10 protein-coding genes and 3 pseudogenes are annotated in these 18,809 nt (G+C 34.4%); 7 read left to right on the forward strand and 6 right to left on the reverse strand.

Features of this window, described 5'->3' with window-relative positions; genetic code table 11:
• The first annotated feature begins 1 nt into the window (after position 1).
• Positions 2-1,300, forward strand: a complete 1,299-nt coding sequence (locus WP_RS01700) for a recombinase family protein (RefSeq protein WP_012481806.1) — start codon at positions 2-4, stop codon at positions 1,298-1,300.
• Between the two features lie 107 nt (positions 1,301-1,407).
• On the opposite strand, the pseudogene WP_RS01705 reads toward WP_RS01700, so the two are convergent.
• The 6 genes and pseudogenes from WP_RS01705 to WP_RS07790 form a co-directional block, all read right to left on the reverse strand.
• Positions 1,408-2,638: pseudogene (locus WP_RS01705) on the reverse strand (IS256 family transposase).
• Between the two features lie 180 nt (positions 2,639-2,818).
• Positions 2,819-3,691: an IS982-like element ISWpi16 family transposase gene (locus WP_RS01710; protein ID WP_007301954.1), complete on the reverse strand. Its 873-nt coding sequence runs from the start codon at positions 3,689-3,691 to the stop codon at positions 2,819-2,821.
• Positions 3,692-4,290: 599 nt separating this feature from the next.
• Entirely contained in the window at positions 4,291-7,437 is a 3,147-nt protein-coding gene (locus tag WP_RS01720; RefSeq protein ID WP_231834419.1) for an ankyrin repeat domain-containing protein, read from the reverse strand.
• Complete coding sequence (locus WP_RS07660) at positions 7,386-8,411, reverse strand: J domain-containing protein (protein WP_012481808.1); 1,026 nt, start codon at positions 8,409-8,411, stop codon at positions 7,386-7,388. The genes WP_RS01720 and WP_RS07660 overlap by 52 nt, the downstream gene beginning before the upstream one ends.
• A gap of 591 nt (positions 8,412-9,002) precedes the next feature.
• Positions 9,003-9,593: a hypothetical protein gene (locus tag WP_RS01725; protein WP_007302922.1), complete on the reverse strand. Its 591-nt coding sequence runs from the start codon at positions 9,591-9,593 to the stop codon at positions 9,003-9,005.
• Positions 9,580-9,714, reverse strand: coding sequence for a hypothetical protein (locus WP_RS07790; RefSeq protein ID WP_007302921.1), 135 nt, complete (start codon positions 9,712-9,714; stop codon positions 9,580-9,582). Before WP_RS07790 ends, WP_RS01725 begins: the two co-directional genes overlap by 14 nt.
• A gap of 314 nt (positions 9,715-10,028) precedes the next feature.
• Here WP_RS07790 and WP_RS01730 point away from each other — a divergent pair, with 314 nt between their 5' ends.
• From WP_RS01730 to clpB, 6 genes and pseudogenes are all read left to right on the forward strand, one after another.
• The gene (locus WP_RS01730) at positions 10,029-12,395 is read left to right on the forward strand and encodes a DEAD/DEAH box helicase family protein (protein ID WP_007302920.1); all 2,367 of its coding nucleotides are present in this window, start codon (positions 10,029-10,031) and stop codon (positions 12,393-12,395) included.
• A 171-nt stretch (positions 12,396-12,566) separates the two neighbouring features.
• Positions 12,567-14,381, forward strand: coding sequence for a hypothetical protein (locus WP_RS01735; protein WP_231834420.1), 1,815 nt, complete (start codon positions 12,567-12,569; stop codon positions 14,379-14,381).
• A gap of 101 nt (positions 14,382-14,482) precedes the next feature.
• Positions 14,483-14,654: pseudogene (locus tag WP_RS07325) on the forward strand (IS6 family transposase); the annotation flags it as partial.
• A gap of 104 nt (positions 14,655-14,758) precedes the next feature.
• On the forward strand, positions 14,759-15,631 hold the full coding sequence (locus WP_RS01740) for an IS982-like element ISWpi16 family transposase (protein WP_007301954.1): 873 nt from the start codon (positions 14,759-14,761) through the stop codon (positions 15,629-15,631).
• A gap of 30 nt (positions 15,632-15,661) precedes the next feature.
• Positions 15,662-16,156 (forward strand): annotated as a pseudogene (locus WP_RS01745) (ankyrin repeat domain-containing protein).
• Between the two features lie 90 nt (positions 16,157-16,246).
• On the forward strand, positions 16,247-18,808 hold the full coding sequence (gene clpB, locus WP_RS01750; RefSeq protein ID WP_007302917.1) for an ATP-dependent chaperone ClpB: 2,562 nt from the start codon (positions 16,247-16,249) through the stop codon (positions 18,806-18,808).
• Position 18,809 lies beyond the last annotated feature (1 nt).

Raw genomic sequence — 18,809 nt, forward strand, 5'->3', positions numbered from 1 at the left:
AATGCTAAAAGAAGTAAGGTGTGCGATATATACAAGAAAATCAAATGAGGATGGGCTAGAACAAAAGTTTAACAGTCTTGATGCGCAGCGAGTAGCATGTGAAAAGTACATAAAGAGCAGAGAAGGCTGGGTAGCATTGGCAAAAAGGTACGATGATGGAGGTTTCTCAGGAAAGAATTTAGAAAGACCAGCGATAAAGGGATTATTTGAAGATGTAAAAACAGGAGAAGTAGATTGTGTGGTAGTATATACGCTAGACAGGTTATCAAGGGAAACAAAAGACAGCATTGAAGTAACATCATTTTTTAGAAGGCACCGAGTAAATTTTGTAGCAGTAACGCAAATATTTGACAATAATACGCCAATGGGAAAGTTTGTACAAACAGTGTTATCAGGAGCAGCACAACTAGAAAGAGAAATGATAGTAGAAAGGGTAAAAAATAAAATAGCAACATCAAAAGAGCAGGGATTATGGATGGGTGGAACTTTACCGCTTGGGTATGATGTAAAAGATAAAGAATTAATAATAAATGAAAAAGAAGCGAAAATAGTAGGGCACATATTTGAAAGATATTTGGAGCTAAAATCAATGGCAGAATTGGCAAGGGAGTTAAATAGTCAAGGATACCGGACAAAATCAGATATCTTTAAAAAAGCGACGGTAAGGAGAATAATAACAAATCCAATATATATGGGAAAAATCAAACATTATGAAAAAGAGTATGAGGGAAAGCATGAAGCAATAATAGAAGAAGAAAAGTGGCAAAAAGCGCAGGAATTGATAAGGAATCAACCATATAGAAAAGCAAAATATGAGGAAGCACTGCTTAGGGGAATAATTAAGTGCAAGAGCTGTGATGTGAATATGACACTGACATATGCAAAAAAGGAGAATAAGAGATATCGATATTACGTATGCAACAATCATTTAAGGGGAAAAGGTTGTGAATCAGAAAACCGAAATGTAATAGCAGGAGAAGTGGAAAAAGAAGTAATGAGGAAGACAGAGCAGCTATATGGAAAATTGGGAGAAAAAGCGGAAGAGTGGAAAAATTTAAGCTTTGGAAAGCAAAAAGAAGTAGTGAAAAAGTTAATAAAGGGAGTAATGGTGAGAGAGGATGGAATAGAGGTGAGTTTAGAGGATAAGGTGGAATTTATACCAATAAAAAAGAAAGGAAAGAAATGCACAGTAATTGAGCCAGAAGGCAAAACAAACAATGCACTACTGAAAGCAGTGGTAAGGGCTCATCTGTGGAAACGTCGGGAATGTTCAAAAAAGTGTGTCAAGCCGCATTTTTAGTTCAACTCAATTTTCAATCTGTTGGGAAAGAAGATATCAAGTTGAGACATAGTTAAAGCCCAATTAGGCAAAGGGGAGTGTTCTGTAAACTGTGTCAAACCGCATTTTTAATTCAACTCAATTTTCAATCTGTTCGGAAAGAAAATATCAAGTTGAGACACGGTTAATGCCCAATTTTGTACAGACATTGTCCATTTCTCTTCCACCTTTTTTATAGCACAATATACCTGTTTGTACAAGGCACTTATGCTGGTAAATGAGCCCTTGGTTTTGGTAAATTTTCTGATTTGTCTATGCAGGCCCTCAATTGGATTTGTAGTGTAAACCAGCCTTTTCACTGGGTCAGAATACTTAAAATAGCCAGACAAATTTTCCCAATTATTCTGCCAAGACTTTATAACCATTGGATATTTCGTGCCCCATTTTTCTTCCAGCTCAAGCAAATAATTTTCAGCGATTTCTTTACTTGAAGCACGATATATTTTTTTCAAATCATTCATGAAAATTTTCACATCTTTGCTGGATACATATTTCAATGAATTTCTTATCTGATGCACTATACATATTTGTACTTCTGCTTTGGGAAATACACTATTTATAGCCGCAGGAAAACTTTTTAGACCATCAACACATGCAATCAGAATATCCTCTACCCCTCTCTCTTTTAGGTCATTTAACACTCCTAACCAGAACTTCACTTTCGGCTAAATAAAAGCCTAGTACTTCTTTTCTGCCATTTTGATCTATGCCTAATATATTATACATGCATTTACTTACGCAATGCCCGTCCTCCTTGACTTTGAAAAACATGCCATCCATGAATACTATTGGATATACAGATTGCAGTGGACGACTGCGCCATTCATTGATTAACGGCAGTAATTTGTCGGTGATATTGGATATTTCTGCTGCAGATATTTTGTGGTCATACATCTCCTCTACATGCGATGCTATGTCCCTATATCCCATGCCACTAGCGTATGTGCTTAAAACCTTTGCTTCAAGTTCCGGATGTAAGCTTGTTTGCCTTTTTTTCACTATTTGTGGTTCAAAACTTCCTTCTCTGTCTCTTGGCGTCAATAGTTCAAATGAACCTGCGCTTGTCTTCAAAGTCTTGCCATTCCTCCCGTTTCTACGATTGTTTTCTTCACTTCCAGCAGATAAATGATGTTCTATTTCACCCTCTAGACTAGCTTCAAGCAGCCTTTTTATAAATGGCGTTAATGCACCATCTCTTCCCATCAGTGGCCTACCTTCTCGTATAGACGACAGTATATTTGTTTCCAACTCTTTATAATCTACCAATCCGTTAGTTCTGTTTACTATTTTCTGACTCATTTTCAAACCTCCATTTTTTTATATCAATTTATTACTTTTTTTCGATTTGACACACTTTTTTGAACATTCCCGATAGAACAACCAATATTTGAAAGCAGAGAAGAAATGCAAAATGATTCAGTAGAAACCACTGCAGAGCCAAACGCCCCTGACAGCTCCTCTTCTAACCTCAGTTATGGATTAGCCGATAAAGAAAGGCATAGAAATAGAAGGCTTTTTGGACTGCATGGAGTAGGAAATCAGAACAGAAAAAACATGAATTAGGAAATTTGTTGGCGATCTATGTCTTGTATGCTCAATCTCAAATTTGTTTTTCAAGGAATCAAAAACAGTCTCAATAATCGACCTTTTCCTTAATAAAATCTTCTCTTTAAGTGAAATTAGTGCGTTTTTCATACCTTTTTTTACTTTAGTGACTAACTTTAGGCCTCTATCGAAGAGTTTCTCAAAAAGCTCTTTCTTTATATAGCCCTTATCTCCAAACAAAAGTCCGGTCAGTCTTTTAGTGAGAGTTGGTAAAGGTTTTCTGTCATCAACGTTACCTTTGGTTAGGGTAAGTGCTTGAATTTCACCAATTTCGTTAATCACTAAGTGCAACTTGAAGCCAAAAAACCAACCATACGTACTCTTACTAATTTCTGCTAGATGATTAAAAACTTTATTCCTAGAGATCCTTTTTTTGTGGCAAACGGCAATCGTAGAGGTGTCGATGTAGGAAGTGCCGGTCATTTTCGCTTGTTCACAGAACCATTGCAAAAGTAATGCTAAATACCACAAAACTCGCGGCTTTAAGGCAATAAATCTGTGATATGAAGGCAGCTTTGAAAACTCTGATCTATAGAATAACTGAAGATAACAAAGATAAAAAGCCTTGAAGTTTTTACATGGTGATTTATGGTATAACAGGATTATGGTTAGAATTTCTGAGTGCGCTATTTCTGGTACTCTGGTTGGTTTTTTGCCGTTTGATAAGAACCTATTTGCAAAATTATCATCTACCGCACGACAAAAATCCTCGACGCAACAGTACAGTTCTGTAATATCTTTCTTCATGGGTAACCTCTTATTATTACTAAAATACTCGAGTTTACCCTGTTTCCCTCTTCTTAGTTATACTTTTATCTATTTTCTAATCCATAACTGAGGTTTCTACTGCATATTTCGATAGTGAAGGAAATTCTGTAGACGAAAAATCATCAAAATTATTGGTAAGTTGTGTTGCATCTTATCTACTGATTGAATATTCCAAAGCACACGTTATAGCGGTAATTGGAGGGATTGTTGGGTTGGTTTGTATGGGTTTTTCCCTGTATAATGCTATAAAGCCCAATACCAAATTTGAAAAAGTAGAAGATTTGGAGCAACTTATCGCTCAGCCTTGTTTGAATCCAGCATAATTGGCATTTTTATGGTCTTTTATGCGGTTAAATCCATAGATTCATTTGCTGCGGTTTTTATGGGGTTTATAGCAATAGTTGTAAAAAATGACCCAAAAGCATAAACCTCAAATAACTAGGGGTAACAACGTTATCTAAGTGGAGAAAATTGCCTCTCTTCACTCAACTTCAAGATCTTAAAAAGCTATTTTAAAAACCATAAGTTTAGAAAAACCTCTAAAACTTAACCTCCATTCCTTCTCAAATTGGGCTATTTCAAACTTCCACAACTGCAGGATTAACACAATTATCAATTTCAACATTACTAAGCGCTGTATTTGCCTTATACGAACAGTAACATCCTACTGCAAGAAAAGTTAATGCAACTACAGCGAGTGAAATACATGTTGTTAAATGAAACATTGTTAAACTTGCACCAACAGCAAATGCGCCAGATAACACAAAAGAAACAGAGGCGTAGGTTATTTGCTTTCTACTTTGAGCGCTTACTGCCAGGAGTTTCTTGTTTTCATTATCTGGATTAGGGTTCTGCTGAGTGTCATTTAGCTGCTTTGCTAATTGATCTTTTTCTTTAGCCAGTTGAGTGACTTGACCTTTTAGACTGCTAACCTCTTGTTTGAGTTGAGCTTGAGTACTCTCCAGAACTTCATCTTGCTTTGTGAGTTCACTTTTCAATTTCGCCTTCTCTGTCTCAAATTCAGCTTGAGTAGCCATCAACTCTTCCGTCTGCCTTTCAAGCTTCCCTACAGTGACACTAAGCTCGGCTACTTCTTTAATTTTGCTTCTTAGCTCTTCCTCTTTCCCTGCAAGCTTAGTTTTTATTCCCTCAAATTCCCCTTTAAGCTCTCCTACTTGACTAACCAAACTACTATTCTCTCGTTCTAGTTCAGCTTTTTTTTCCTTAAGCTCTTTAGTAAGTGTAGTGACTTGATTACCTAATTCAAAAGCCTTCTGTTGTTCTTGTGTTAACTTTTCTGCTACATTATTCAGCTCTTTTCTAAGCTGCTCTTCTAGTTGACTATTTTGCTTAGTCAGTTGAGTTACTTCACTAATTTTTGTATCCAGAGCTTGATTTGCATCATTTAGCTTTTTACTTTCATTTTTAAGTTTTTCAGTAAGTGTATTTGTCCTACTAGCTAGTTGATCTCTTTCTTTAGTAAGATCATTAATACTTGCTTGTTGATTTAATGTCTCGTGCTCTAACTTTAAAACCTTTTCATTTACATTACCCAGCTCTTTCTTGCTGTTTTCAAGATCAGCCTTTTTCCTCCTAAGTTCCTCAGTTGTTTTATCCAATTCTTGCTGTACACTACCCAGCTCCCGTTCTAACTGAGCTTTTGCACTCTCGAATTCTTTAGTTTTTGCATTCAAAGCTTGATTTGCAGCATCTATCCCTTTATCTTTACTTGCAAGCTGTTCTTGTAGCTCTTCGATTAGCTGGTGCTGTGTACTATTTAGACTTTCCTTTAGTTGACTATTTCCTCCAGCAAGCTTAGCCGCTTCACTAACTTTTTTATTTTGCTCTAATGAGCTTGTGCCCTGCTGTGTGTTTGCATGCATTTTACCCTTCTTATGATCATTGCTTACAGTTTCCTCCATTGAAGCCCCTGCATTATTTATTGCATTACTTTTTTTTGTTGATGAAAGAACATTTTTTTCCGTCTGTTGGCTACCAGCACTTTCAGGTTCTGAACTTTTTTGATCGCCTGATTGACCGTTACAATCTTCCTCAGCCGTTGTTTGTGGTGTATTGCCTTCATACTTATCTTCACTAGTACCCTTTACTATATCCTCTTCTGCAGAATAGAACTCATTATCACTCCCTTCAAAGCCTTGTTCACTACCAAGTAGAGTAACTTGTGCTTCTTGACTTTCACTGTCTAATTGTGATTGACTAAATAGATCTTTGAGCTGAGTATTACCTTGCTCAGTTGCAAGTGCTACTGCATTTGGGTTTCCAAAACAAGGGTCAGCTCCTTTGCTTAAAAGCAATTTCACAATTTCAATATCTTTATTTTCCAAGGTTCCATTATTTGCAAAACGCCTTAGTATTTCAGTATTTTGTTCTTTAGAAGTATGTTGTAGCAGAATCTTTATTGTTTCTTTTGTGTACTTACTTCGTTTATTATAGCTGTTAGCAATAATTTCTTGTCCTAATTCAGGAGTTGCATTAATGTCCGCTCCATGTTCAAAAAGCAAAGATGCTAACCTGTCATCATTATTCTTTAAAGCAAAATAAATTGGTGTCTTCTTACCTTTATTAATTTCAGCTCCTTTACTTAAAAGTAGTTTTATAACATCTTCTTTTCCTTTTTTACATGCATAACCTAAAGCTGTATAACCATGAGAAAAGACAGCATTAATATCAACCTTCCTATCTTTTAAAACATCTTCATAAAACTCAAACCAATCAGTACCTAGACAGGCATTCATAAGAAACAAATAGGATAATGATATCTCTACTTCCTTATTACCACGTAATACTTTGAAAACCTTATTAAGGTCTACGTGATCTATTAACAATTTCGCCGTTTCTAAATCTTTATTATTAAATGTTGAAAATGAACATTCCGTAAATCGACCTCTAGGAATGATCGAAAGATCTGCTCCTGCATTTAAAAGTAGCTTTACAATTTCAATATCTACACTCCTTGAGGTTTCATTATTTACAAAACATTCTAGGACTTTAGTGTTTTGCTGAGGAGAAGTATGTTCTAACAGAATTTCCATTGTCTCCCTCTTGTATTCACGGCTATTATTAATAATTTCTTGTTCGATTCCAGAAGATATATCAATTTTTGCTCCATATTCAAAAAGTAAACGTACTGAATCATAATAATTATACTTCAGAGCAATAAGGATTGGTGTTCTGTGGGCGTATATGCCATTAACTTTATTAACATCAGCGCCACTGTCCAATAGGAATTCTATAACATCTTTTTTATTGCATCTGCATGCATAGTTTAAGGCTGTTTCATTATGCTCATCATCACAAATATTAATGTCCATCTTAAATCTCATACCTGTTCCAAAGAGAGAGCAAAATACTCTTTGTTTAGAAAGAACTTCTTTAAGAAACTCAAACCAATTGCCATCTTGACAAGCATTTTCAACAAAACAATGTAATAATGGCTTTCCAGATTCCTTTATATCTAGATCTTTCACTTCCTTCACTAGCTCTCTTGCCCTTTTAAGATCTCTATCTTTAAACGCTGAAAATAAGTATTGTCTAAGTAGAGACACAAGCTCAGAATTGCCCTGAATGATTGAAGGGTTAGCCCCTTTACTTAAAAGTAACTTTACAATTTCAATATCTTGATTTTCTAAGGTTCGATTATTTGCAAAACGCTTTAGCATCTCAGTGTTTTGCTTAGGAGAAGTATGTTGCAACAAAACTTCCATTGTTTCTTTGTATATTTACTGCAGCCTCTCAGATTGCTATAAAGAATAATTGAACTTTCCAATTCAGGAGTAACATCAATCTTTGCTCCATGTTTAAAAAGTAAGGATGCTAAGTCGTGGTCATTGTTTTTTAGAGCGTAAAGGATTGGTGCTCTCTCTCGCGATTGACTAACTTTATTAACATCAACTCCATAGCTCAATAGTAATTTTACAACATCTCTCTTTTTTGAGTTTGGTCTTTCTTTGCTGCATGCAGCACTTAAAGCTGTTCCTAACTTTGGATGAACTTCAATGTTAAGGTCAACGTTACTGCCTTGCTTCGATAAAACATCTTGATAAAATTTGAACCAATCCTCACTCATGCAAGCGCGTAGAACAAAAAAATACAATGCGGAACCGATAGGGTATTCTGGTAGAGTTATATCAAGGTCATCCACTTTCCTTACTAGATTTTTTGCCTCCTGTAAATCTCCATTATGAAATGCATGAAATAAACGAACTTTAATATCTTTTTTGTTTTTTTCTGTTTCTCTATCAGTCGATTGTGTATTTTTAGAAGATCGCTTGAAATTATTCAGACCACTATTATCGACCTGGAGTTTTCTATCGTAATCATTCCTTTTCTTTTCATCACTTAGTACTTCATATGCAATATTGATTTTTTTTGCAGAATTGAACTTTTCTTGAAACTTAGCCCAATCTTTTTCTTCTGATTGTGAAAATGCCTGTCTATTATTGGCTTTGCATAATAATTTATTGTATATGGGTTTTTCCTCAGGGGAAATAATTTTATCTGGGTGAAATATAAGCGCTAATCTATTACGTGCTTCCTTTATCTCTGTAAGAGTAGCATTTCTTGACACCCCTAATATCTTATAGTGATCAATCTCAGAGAGGCCGTTAACGTTGAAACCAGGCATAAATTCCTTTAGTAGTGCTATAATACTTCCTTCATTACTAATGGTGTCACTCACTCAAGTTCTTGTCAACATAAAGCCTATTCTAATTGAACAAAGCACTATGCTTTCTAGCATCAACAAAAATTTATTTGTTTACTTTTTTAAAAGCATAAAAGTAGTACGTATATTTGTGAGACCTTTTTACGTAAAAGTGGTGTTTCAAAAATAAAAACGCAAAATTGTTGCAACAAAGCTAAGCAAGTTAGTTCATATCTAAATATGGCAAAAGCAGGCTAATATAGCTGATTTTAGCGTATATTAAAATTATTATATAGAAAAGTTCGCATGTATCACTTGGTAGACCAATTGATTCCAAGAAAAACACTTCTCACCGTCCTTGGTTTTGGTTGCCGGAAGTGATCATATTATTTGAGTTTTTAATGATAAATAATATTAAGTTAATATAATTTGTTTGGAATGGTGAGATCATTTGTTATAACCTGGAGCCTACATGCATTCCAAAAGGATAATATGATTTAGAATATTATATAGCATGTGCGTAAGCTCAGACACAACACCGCCTAAACTTACGCCAGTTTTTTTTGAGATTTAACATCAAAGGAAAAAATAATTTCAGCCATTCTCCCCTAATAGAGTTAACTTTTATCAGTCAATCATTGAAGAGAAATTTAAATTCGCTGTGGAATGAGGAATGACATTACAAACACTTTTCAAGACGGTTCCTACACTGTTAATGCTACTTTTTGAACACTCAATAATGCTACCACAAGTATATTTCACACTACTTTTAACAACGCCAAACGCCGATTGCGATACATCCCAAACATGTACAGCATTATCAACAGTCGCTTTTCTCCGTGCTTCTCCTTCTTTAGAATTGTCAACATATACTCCTAATATTGATTGTCCTACTATTGCTCCTAAAATCCCTCCTGTTATTCCTCCTAACATCACTCCTACTATTCCTCCTGTTGCCATTGTTCCTGCTACTGCTGCTTTTGCTAACCTAGAAGCAGAATTACCTTCTTCTGAGTTTTTGTAATTTCGTACGTCAATTTCTTTCTCATCAAGTTGCTTTTTTAGGCTAGCAATCTCATTACTTTGTTGATTAAGTTGATCTTTTTTCTCAGCAATAGTGTTGTTTTTACTAATTGCAGCACATGAAAATGCAATAGTTACAAAAGAAAACACAGCAGCAACAACAATAAGTGGAAGGCCAAGACTATAAAAGCTCAACTGGAGCTAAAAACCCAATGTAAGGGGCTATAGCAAACACTCCTGATGCCAATAAAGCCGAAGTAGCCAAAGCACCGCTCACAAGATAAGGTGCATTAGCTTTATTAAATATACTTTTCATTATATACCTCTCTATAGTTAATTTATTATTTTAATAGTAATATAAATAAATATAGTATGTAATATTTTAAATTAATTAATAAATTAGACCTGCAAATTCAAAGAAAAACAGTTTTCACGATATTTGGTTTTTGTTGCTGTTAATGGTTATATCATTTGGATTTTTACTAACGTACATTAAAGAGTTAATACTGATTTATTTGAAAATAATAGAAAATTTATGACTATTTTATAATTCATTAATGAAATATCTTGATAAATTATCTAATCTCGTATATTATTAGAATATTAACACTGTATTTTAAAGGTAAAAACATGGTACATTCATCTGCGCAAATATTCACAAAGTTTGATAACGATTCAAAACAGAGAAATATAGAAGGGCTAGAAAAGACTTACTTGGGAGTCTTGCTGTCAATTGAATTAAATAGCAAAACTTCTCAAATTGCGAAGGGCATTAAAGAAAAAATAGAAAGTTTGTTGAGTAGCAATAAAGATGCAATAAATGATAAAGTAACAATAGGTGAAAGAGAAATTAGTGTAACTTTAACGAAGAAGGAAGAAGGTACATACAGTGTTAAATTTGATGAAAGTGATCCTTCTTCGGTAGATATTAAAGATACGAAAGATTACACTGCCGAGGATCTACTTACTTTGTGCACACAGCATGAGTTGACAATCAGCAGAGATAAGAAAGGTAATCACCATTATAGTGTAACAATCAAAGGTAAAGAAAAAAGTGCAACAGTAGGTGGGCCTGGTAAAATTGTAATATTTCCACAACATTTATCTTACATCAAAGAAACAATAGAACACTTAAAAGAAGGTAAGAGTCCAACTAAAGAGTTTGCACTTGCAACAGGAACTGGAAAAACATTCATAGAATTACTTGTTGAATATTTGCCTGCTAGGCTAATCGGTGTACCTTATATATCCCTAGCACCTAATGAAGATCTTGTAACACAGAAACGTGATGATTGGAAAAAAGTATTATCTGACTCCGATATTGAAGATATTGAGTTGAAAGAGATAAGCGGTGATAAAGGGTGCTCTATATTGAGCAGCGAAAGCTTGATGAAAAATTGGAATCAATTTTTAGAGGTAATAGGTCTTGGACAGCTTCCTGATATTATAAACGCTCTTAATATTGGAGACAAAAGATTTGAAATAAGAAATGGAAAAATAAACGTAGATGGCAAAGATTTTTTGATTCTTGCAGATAAAATTCAATTTGGAGATAAGGAATATAAAATTCAAGATGGTAAAGTTACAATTGATGATCAAGAATTTGGGCTAAATATTGAAAAATCTATATCTCTATCCTTTGATGAAGAGCACCGAGTGGCAGAGCAGGAGTTGTATAAACACCGTATGGGAATCTTATCTGCACTTGTGCCTACACTGTTTTTAAGTGCAACGCCTTCAATAAGCACTCATAAATATATTAGAGAAAATGATGGTTTACTTAAAACTCTTTCTTTGACAGATAAAATGAAGTCAGGTGTGTATGGAGATTTAAATCTACAAGTTCATACAAAAGTAAAAAGTAAAAATCTAGCAAAGGAATACTCTAATGGCGTTGAAGAGTATGTAGATTTCAAGAAGGAAGAAAAAGATAAATATAGCGATAAAATTTTAACAGAAGGTGAGTTAAAAGAAGAAGTAGAGAATTATCTGTATAGAAATGTTCAAAGCGTAATTGGTGAACCAGCGTTGATTTTAGCTGAGTCAAATAAGCAGATAGATAACCTGAAAGAAATATTGCAATATGGTAGAAACGAAACCTTACCAAAGTTTAGTAAATCGAAGATTTATGATTTCTTAGAGCGAATGTTCGAACCTAAACCGGGCTATAAGTTAGTAACCCAGTCAAAAAAGTTTGCTCTCATAACAGAGCAAGTTGCTAAGCAGTTCAATATTACAAAAGAAAAAGCAGAAAAAATTGTGAAAGAATATTATGATTTCAGTGGCATTGCAGATTATTCTGTATTTCGCGTAATGCATGGAATAATTGAGAATACACTTTCATGCTTAACTGGTCTAAACAGACACGAGCTTGATGAAAAGAGGTGTGCAGATTTGAAAGGCTTAGCTGGAGAAGTTAAAGCGGCGTTAGATAATACTCATGATTTAGAAATATATGTTAAAGATCAAGGTGTTCAAAGCGATAAATTAAAGAAAGAGCTTGTTCAGCAAATGCAATCTGTAATTAATGTTCTAAAGGAAAATAAAGGCTCTGATTTGTTTATAAGGTTAATAAGAAATTGGAACCAAGATAAAAAACTTCACCTCTTGATGTCATCTAAAGAATTAGAACAAATTCCTGAAAAGCTGGTAGCTTTGCTAAGTAGAGGCAATTACTCTGTAGTGAGAGATTATCTTGAATATTATGGAGTAGAAGAAAGTAAAATAGATGACTTATGTGAACTGGGAAAAGAAGCATCTGCTGAAAGAAGAAAGTTTATGAATTCTTTAAGAGGGTTGAGTGATAAAGAACAAGATGAGCTCGCAAGATCTACACCTCTAGGAGGAAATGAGAAAAAACTACTTGAAGATCTTGGGAAAGCGCTTAAAATGATATTAAAAAATGGTAGTAAGCTAACTTATTCAGACTATTCTAGTTCTTCGTATTCTTGTGATGAAAAAGCATATCCATTAGGAGCACTACAAGATTTTTGTTAAGAAAATAAGCACAAAGTAAAATTAGAAAATTTAAATCGCTCAGGCAATTTATCTGTAGAAGATCTTAAGAGTAAGCTTTCAGACTATATAAGTGGCCAACCATTAGAAGAATTAGAGCTTGTAAGAAAGAAATTGTTGTCGAGTGATAATCAAAGCATATATGAAGATCTAATGAAGCTAGATACATACCATGCTAAGGAACTCAAGAAAGCAAGAACTCAGAAGGATAATTGGTCTATCAGTCATCATAAAAAAGGAATTTTAAAAGACTTAAACCAGGAACAGTTGGCTCAGTTAGCAATTGACTATTTATCAGAAGCTGAGCTAGGAGATTTATATCAAAATCTATTAGAAGAAGAAAATTATTATCATGCTTTGTGCCGCATGGGATTAGTTGGTAATGATGTAAATCCTACCAAGGTACAGGGATACAATGATATCAATTTACAACATGTTGGAATGCTAGTAGACCCAATATCTACTGACTTGAACAAGCCTGCACAACTTATTCAAGCTCCAGGTAGACTTAGATGCCTAAATTCTAATAGGCACTCTACATTCTTTTGCTATTCGAGTGGTGAATTGAGCTTTGACATAAACCTACTCAAAAAAGGAGATTATATTGATGCCTATAATGAATCAGTAGCAAAGCTGTCAGATCAACAAGCTTATGGAAGTAAACTTGCAACAGAGATAATAGATTATATTAACCAGGAAATAAAAAGCCTGAAAAGAATTGACGATCTGGCTGATCACAGTATTCAAATTACCTTAAATTCATTTATAGAGGTTTACAATACCAATGAGCATGACTTCAATAAAAGTAAGAAGGAATTTATTGGTGTATTAAAACATGCACGAAGAAAGCTTAATAATTATGAAAAAGAGTTAAGGGATAATGAAGAAGATGCCACTCCAAATTTAGATGAACATGCACTACTGTTCTTTCCATACAAAAGAAGTGATACTTTGGGCGTAAAAATAATTAAAATACTATATAAGGCTCTTATCACAGCTAAGTATCTTTTGATCCGTTTCGAGTATTACTTGGAAACAAGGAGTACTTATAATGGTTTTTTAAAGAAAGTTAATGGATTAAAAAGTGATCCTAATGTGGATACTTATGCTCATATTATAGCAGAATATAGCGTTAAAAATGTTGAAGAGATTAATTTGTTAAATCAGAAATTTAATGAAGTTTATCAACAGAAAGAAAAAACACAGGACGAAGCTGACACTAAAAGCTTCAATAATTACTTAGAGCATATTAATGCATGTTTGAAACATCCAGTGCATCTTAAATTGTTTGATAAAATAATATCACCATTGATGAAAGGCGATTATTTACTCAAGTTACTTGATCAGATTTATCCAGGAGAAAACAATCAAAATAAAGTGGAGAATTTGAAAAAATTCAGGAAAAATTTAAAAGACAAATCTTTTCAATTCACAAAAGATGACTTAGGAGACATAGAACAGGTGCAATCTTATTTGCAGAGTATAATTGAAAGAATTGGAATGTATAATAATCATTATTATAGAGTAGAAGAGTACAAAGGTGATATTATTCCTGCTAAGTTATTGGATTATAGGGTTAATAGTAGATTTGACGTTATAGAGGACGAGAAGTTACAAAGTAGGAGAAATCTATACTTAAAGTGGCAAAAAGGTAGAGCTAAAAGTGTTTGTAAAAATGACTTAAATGAGCTAAAGGTTTTGTCACAAAGAGAAAATATAAAATTGGCAAAAGAAGCTGCAGATTATGTTATCTCTCCACTGCTTGGTGACTCTTCTCGTGCAGCAAAAAATAAGCAAAGCTCAGAAGAAGATAAAAAAATTATCAATAGTGTTGTTGATAAAGCAAATGAAGTTAAAAATGATCTTGAGAAAAACGTTAAGCCTTTTACTACTGAAGAAATTATTTCACCAAGCACTGAGTTTATTAATCCTATAGCAAAATTGAAAGACACTTCGAGAGGTTTATAGGAGGTAAGAAAAAGGGTTCTGTCGCATCTATAAATCCTGGTATGTAACATTTGTAGGAAAGTAGAAAAGAAGTGATATGATCATCTAAAAAAAAAGCAAAGATGTTTCGTATTAGTTCAAAATTATTGCCATATTTCAAAGGATTTAGCTTTTCAGCAGAGATAATAATGTTATCTGTATATATGAAATGTAGATTCTCTTTGAGCTATCGAGATTTGGAAGAAATGCTGAGTATAAGGGGAGCAAAATGCTACGTTACAAAGGTGGGTTATCACCACTGATAACCTCAGTTATGGATTAGAAAATAGATAAAAGTATAACTAAGAAGAGGGAAACAGGGTAAACTCGAGTATTTTAGTAATAATAAGAGGTTACCCATGAAGAAAGATATTACAGAACTGTACTGTTGCGTCGAGGATTTTTGTCGTGCGGTAGATGATAATTTTGCAAATAGGTTCTTATCAAACGGCAAAAAACCAACCAGAGTACCAGAAATAGCGCACTCAGAAATTCTAACCATAATCCTGTTATACCATAAATCACCATGTAAAAACTTCAAGGCTTTTTATCTTTGTTATCTTCAGTTATTCTATAGATCAGAGTTTTCAAAGCTGCCTTCATATCACAGATTTATTGCCTTAAAGCCGCGAGTTTTGTGGTATTTAGCATTACTTTTGCAATGGTTCTGTGAACAAGCGAAAATGACCGGCACTTCCTACATCGACACCTCTACGATTGCCGTTTGCCACAAAAAAAGGATCTCTAGGAATAAAGTTTTTAATCATCTAGCAGAAATTAGTAAGAGTACGTATGGTTGGTTTTTTGGCTTCAAGTTGCACTTAGTGATTAACGAAATTGGTGAAATTCAAGCACTTACCCTAACCAAAGGTAACGTTGATGACAGAAAACCTTTACCAACTCTCACTAAAAGACTGACCGGACTTTTGTTTGGAGATAAGGGCTATATAAAGAAAGAGCTTTTTGAGAAACTCTTCGATAGAGGCCTAAAGTTAGTCACTAAAGTAAAAAAAGGTATGAAAAACGCACTAATTTCACTTAAAGAGAAGATTTTATTAAGGAAAAGGTCGATTATTGAGACTGTTTTTGATTCCTTGAAAAACAAATTTGAGATTGAGCATACAAGACATAGATCGCCAACAAATTTCCTAATTCATGTTTTTTCTGTTCTGATTTCCTACTCCATGCAGTCCAAAAAGCCTTCTATTTCTATGCCTTTCTTTATCGGCTAATCCATAACTGAGGTTAAAAAGATGTTGAATATGGATAAATTGAGTCAAGATACAAAAAAAAAGCTGCATTTTTGGTGGCTTATAACATTAATAGTATGTATTATTGCTACCTATTACTACATGAAGTCAAAAGCTGCAGATAATTATAAAACGATATTACGCATTGCTTCTCAAAATTGTAACTTAGAAACTGTAAAATTCTCAGTAAAAAATTTATTAGATACTGATACACACATGCCTAAGTTAACTGCGTTACATTATGCTGCAGAAGGGAATATTTAGAGATAGTTAGGTTTTTAATAGATGAGGGAGTTAACGTAAACATTATTAACAAGTATGTAAGCACAGCACTACATAATGTTGCATATTATAGTGATTTAAGGATTATCAAATTTTTGCTAGAAAAAGGCGCTAATCCTAACATTATAAACGATGATGGAAAAACCTAGAAATGTAGCTGTGTTAAGGTCAAGGCATAACAAAGATAAGCCCTACGATCAAATATTCAACCACTATGGATTTTAATCCATAGTGGTTGAATGCTGAATGACTTTAAGTTTAAAATTGAGAAAGTAGTTGTTATATATATCAGCAAGTATGAGTTAAATTTGTATTATGGACTTGAATAAATTTACCGAAAAAGCAAAAAGCCTAATCCAGAGAGCTCAAATGAAAGCATTGGGAGCTGGGCATCAGATTTTTATGCCTGAACATTTACTTAAAGTAATGCTTGAAGATGAGTCAGGTTTAGTTCAGGATTTGATAGGCACCTGTGGTGGAAATGTTCAGAATATTTCTGATGCTGTGAGTAGTACAATTAAAAAGTTTCCAGTGGTTGGAGGACCAGGTAGTGTTGGACTTCAGCTTTCAAGAGAGGTAGCAAAAGTTTTTGATGATTCAATTGGTATTGCGAGGAAAAATAAAGACACATTTGTTACTGTTGAGCGGTTGTTGCAGGGCCTTGCTGCACAAAAAGATGAAATTGTAGGTAAAATTTTAGCAGAAGGTGGTGTAACACCGCAAAAATTAAATTCAGTTATTGCAGAAATGAGAAAAGGTGGCAGTGCAGACTCTCCAAATAGCGAGGAAAAATTAAATGCGGCAAAGAGGTATACAAAAGATATTACAGAGCTTGCTATGCAAGGTAAGCTTGATCCTGTAATTGGTCGTGATGAGGAAATCAGAAGAACTATGCAGGTATCGTTGAGGCGAACAAAAAATAATCCAGTACTGATAGGTGAACCTGGTGTTGGAAAAACTGCAATAGTTGAAGGTTTAGCAAACAGAATTGTTGCAAATGATGTACCACTTGGTTTGCGTGATGCAAAAGTTTTAGCTTTGGATCTTGGTGCATTAATTGCTGGAACAAAATTTAGAGGGGAGTTTGAAGAGAGACTAAAAGCAGTGATTAATGAGATTTTAAAAGCAGAGGGCAAAGTTATTTTGTTTATAGATGAGCTTCATACTTTAGTGGGAGCAGGAGCGACAAGTGGTGCGATGGATGCTTCAAATTTGCTCAAGCCTGCTCTTGCGCGTGGAGAAATTCGCTGTATAGGGGCTACAACTTTGGATGAGTATCGTCAACATATAGAGAAAGACCCTGCGCTTGCAAGGCGTTTTCAGCCTGTGTTTATTTCTCAACCGACTGAGACTGATACTATTTCAATACTGAGGGGTTTGAAGGAGAGGTATGAGGTGCACCATGGTATTAGAATCACAGATGGTGCAATAATCGCTGCTGCAACGCTTTCTAATAGATATATAACAGATAGGTTTTTACCTGATAAAGCGATCGATTTAATTGATGAAGCAGCAAGTAGGGTTAGAATTGAAATGGACAGCAAGCCTGAGGTTGTTGATGAGCTTGAAAGAAAGATTATACAGCTGAAAATTGAGTCAGAGGCTTTGAAAAAAGAAAGTGATGAAAACTCTAAGCAACGTTTAAAAAAGATAAATGAGGAAATTGAGAGTCTAAACAGTAAATTTGCTGACTTAAGCAGTAAATGGCAGATGGAAAAGAATAAAATAGCTAAAATACAAGAAACTGCTGAAAAATTGGATAATGCGAGGAAAGAGCTAGAATTGGCTCAGCGGAATGGAAATTTAGGAAGGGCAGGGGAATTGATGTATGGTGTGATTCCTCAACTTGAAAATGAGTTAAAAAATCAGGAAAAAGTTACTGATAGTTTCCTAAAGAAAGAAGTTACTGAGAGTGATATTGCAAATATTGTTTCAAAATGGACAGGCATTCCAGTTGATAACATGATGCATAGTGAAAAGGAAAAGCTCCTTAACATGGAAAATGAAATAGGAAAAAGAGTAATAGGGCAGAGAGATGCAATTGAAGCGATAAGTAATGCAGTAAGGCGCTCCCGTTCTGGTGTTCAGGATACTAATCGACCTTTTGGTTCATTTTTATTCTTAGGTCCAACCGGAGTTGGAAAAACAGAGTTAGCAAAATCTCTTGCCGAATTTTTGTTTGATGATCAATCAGCACTTCTACGCTTTGATATGTCAGAGTATATGGAAAAACACTCCGTTTCAAAGTTAATTGGTGCGCCTCCAGGATATGTTGGTTATGAACAAGGTGGCAGATTAACCGAAGCAGTAAGGAGAAGACCATATCAGGTAATTTTGTTTGATGAGATAGAAAAGGCAAATCCAGATATATTTAATATACTACTGCAGATTTTGGATGAAGGTAGACTAACCGATAGCCATGGCAAATTAATTGATTTTCGTAATACCATACTAATTTTAACTTCTAACCTTGGAGCTGAGATGATGCTAAGAGGAGCTACCGAATCTGTGAAAGATGAGGTGATGAAAATAGTTAAGTCAGCGTTTCGTCCAGAATTTTTAAATAGACTGGATGAAATTATTATATTCCACAGCTTAACCAAAGATGACATTGATAAAATTATAGATGTTCAATTCTCTTATTTACAAAAGATGCTTGCTAAGCGTAAACTGAGTATTAGTTTATCGCAAGAAGCTAAAGGACTAATAGCACAAACTGGATATGACCCTGAATATGGAGCGCGGCCTCTGAAAAGGGTAATACAAGAATGCATTCAAAATAATCTAGCTAAGTTAGTTTTATCTGGGGAAATAGTAGAAGGAGATGAGCTAATAGTGTATACTTCTGGTAACGAAATCTTAGTTAAAAAGATCTAGA

Origin of the sequence: Wolbachia endosymbiont of Culex quinquefasciatus Pel, from assembly GCF_000073005.1 — a bacterium.
Classification (GTDB): Bacteria; Pseudomonadota; Alphaproteobacteria; order Rickettsiales; family Anaplasmataceae; genus Wolbachia.

Bases quoted from the DNA above. Each gene is read 5' to 3' on its own strand.
- WP_RS07790 (WP_007302921.1), bottom strand. From the start codon at position 9,714: ATGAAAAGTATATTTAATAAAGCTAATGCACCTTATCTTGTGAGCGGT.
- WP_RS01710 (WP_007301954.1), bottom strand. From the start codon at position 3,691: ATGAAGAAAGATATTACAGAACTGTACTGTTGCGTCGAGGATTTTTGT.
- WP_RS01740 (WP_007301954.1), top strand. From the start codon at position 14,759: ATGAAGAAAGATATTACAGAACTGTACTGTTGCGTCGAGGATTTTTGT.
- WP_RS01700 (WP_012481806.1), top strand. From the start codon at position 2: ATGCTAAAAGAAGTAAGGTGTGCGATATATACAAGAAAATCAAATGAG.
- WP_RS01735 (WP_231834420.1), top strand. From the start codon at position 12,567: ATGAAGCTAGATACATACCATGCTAAGGAACTCAAGAAAGCAAGAACT.
- WP_RS01720 (WP_231834419.1), bottom strand. From the start codon at position 7,437: ATGGAAGTTTTGTTGCAACATACTTCTCCTAAGCAAAACACTGAGATG.
- clpB (WP_007302917.1), top strand. From the start codon at position 16,247: ATGGACTTGAATAAATTTACCGAAAAAGCAAAAAGCCTAATCCAGAGA.
- WP_RS01730 (WP_007302920.1), top strand. From the start codon at position 10,029: ATGGTACATTCATCTGCGCAAATATTCACAAAGTTTGATAACGATTCA.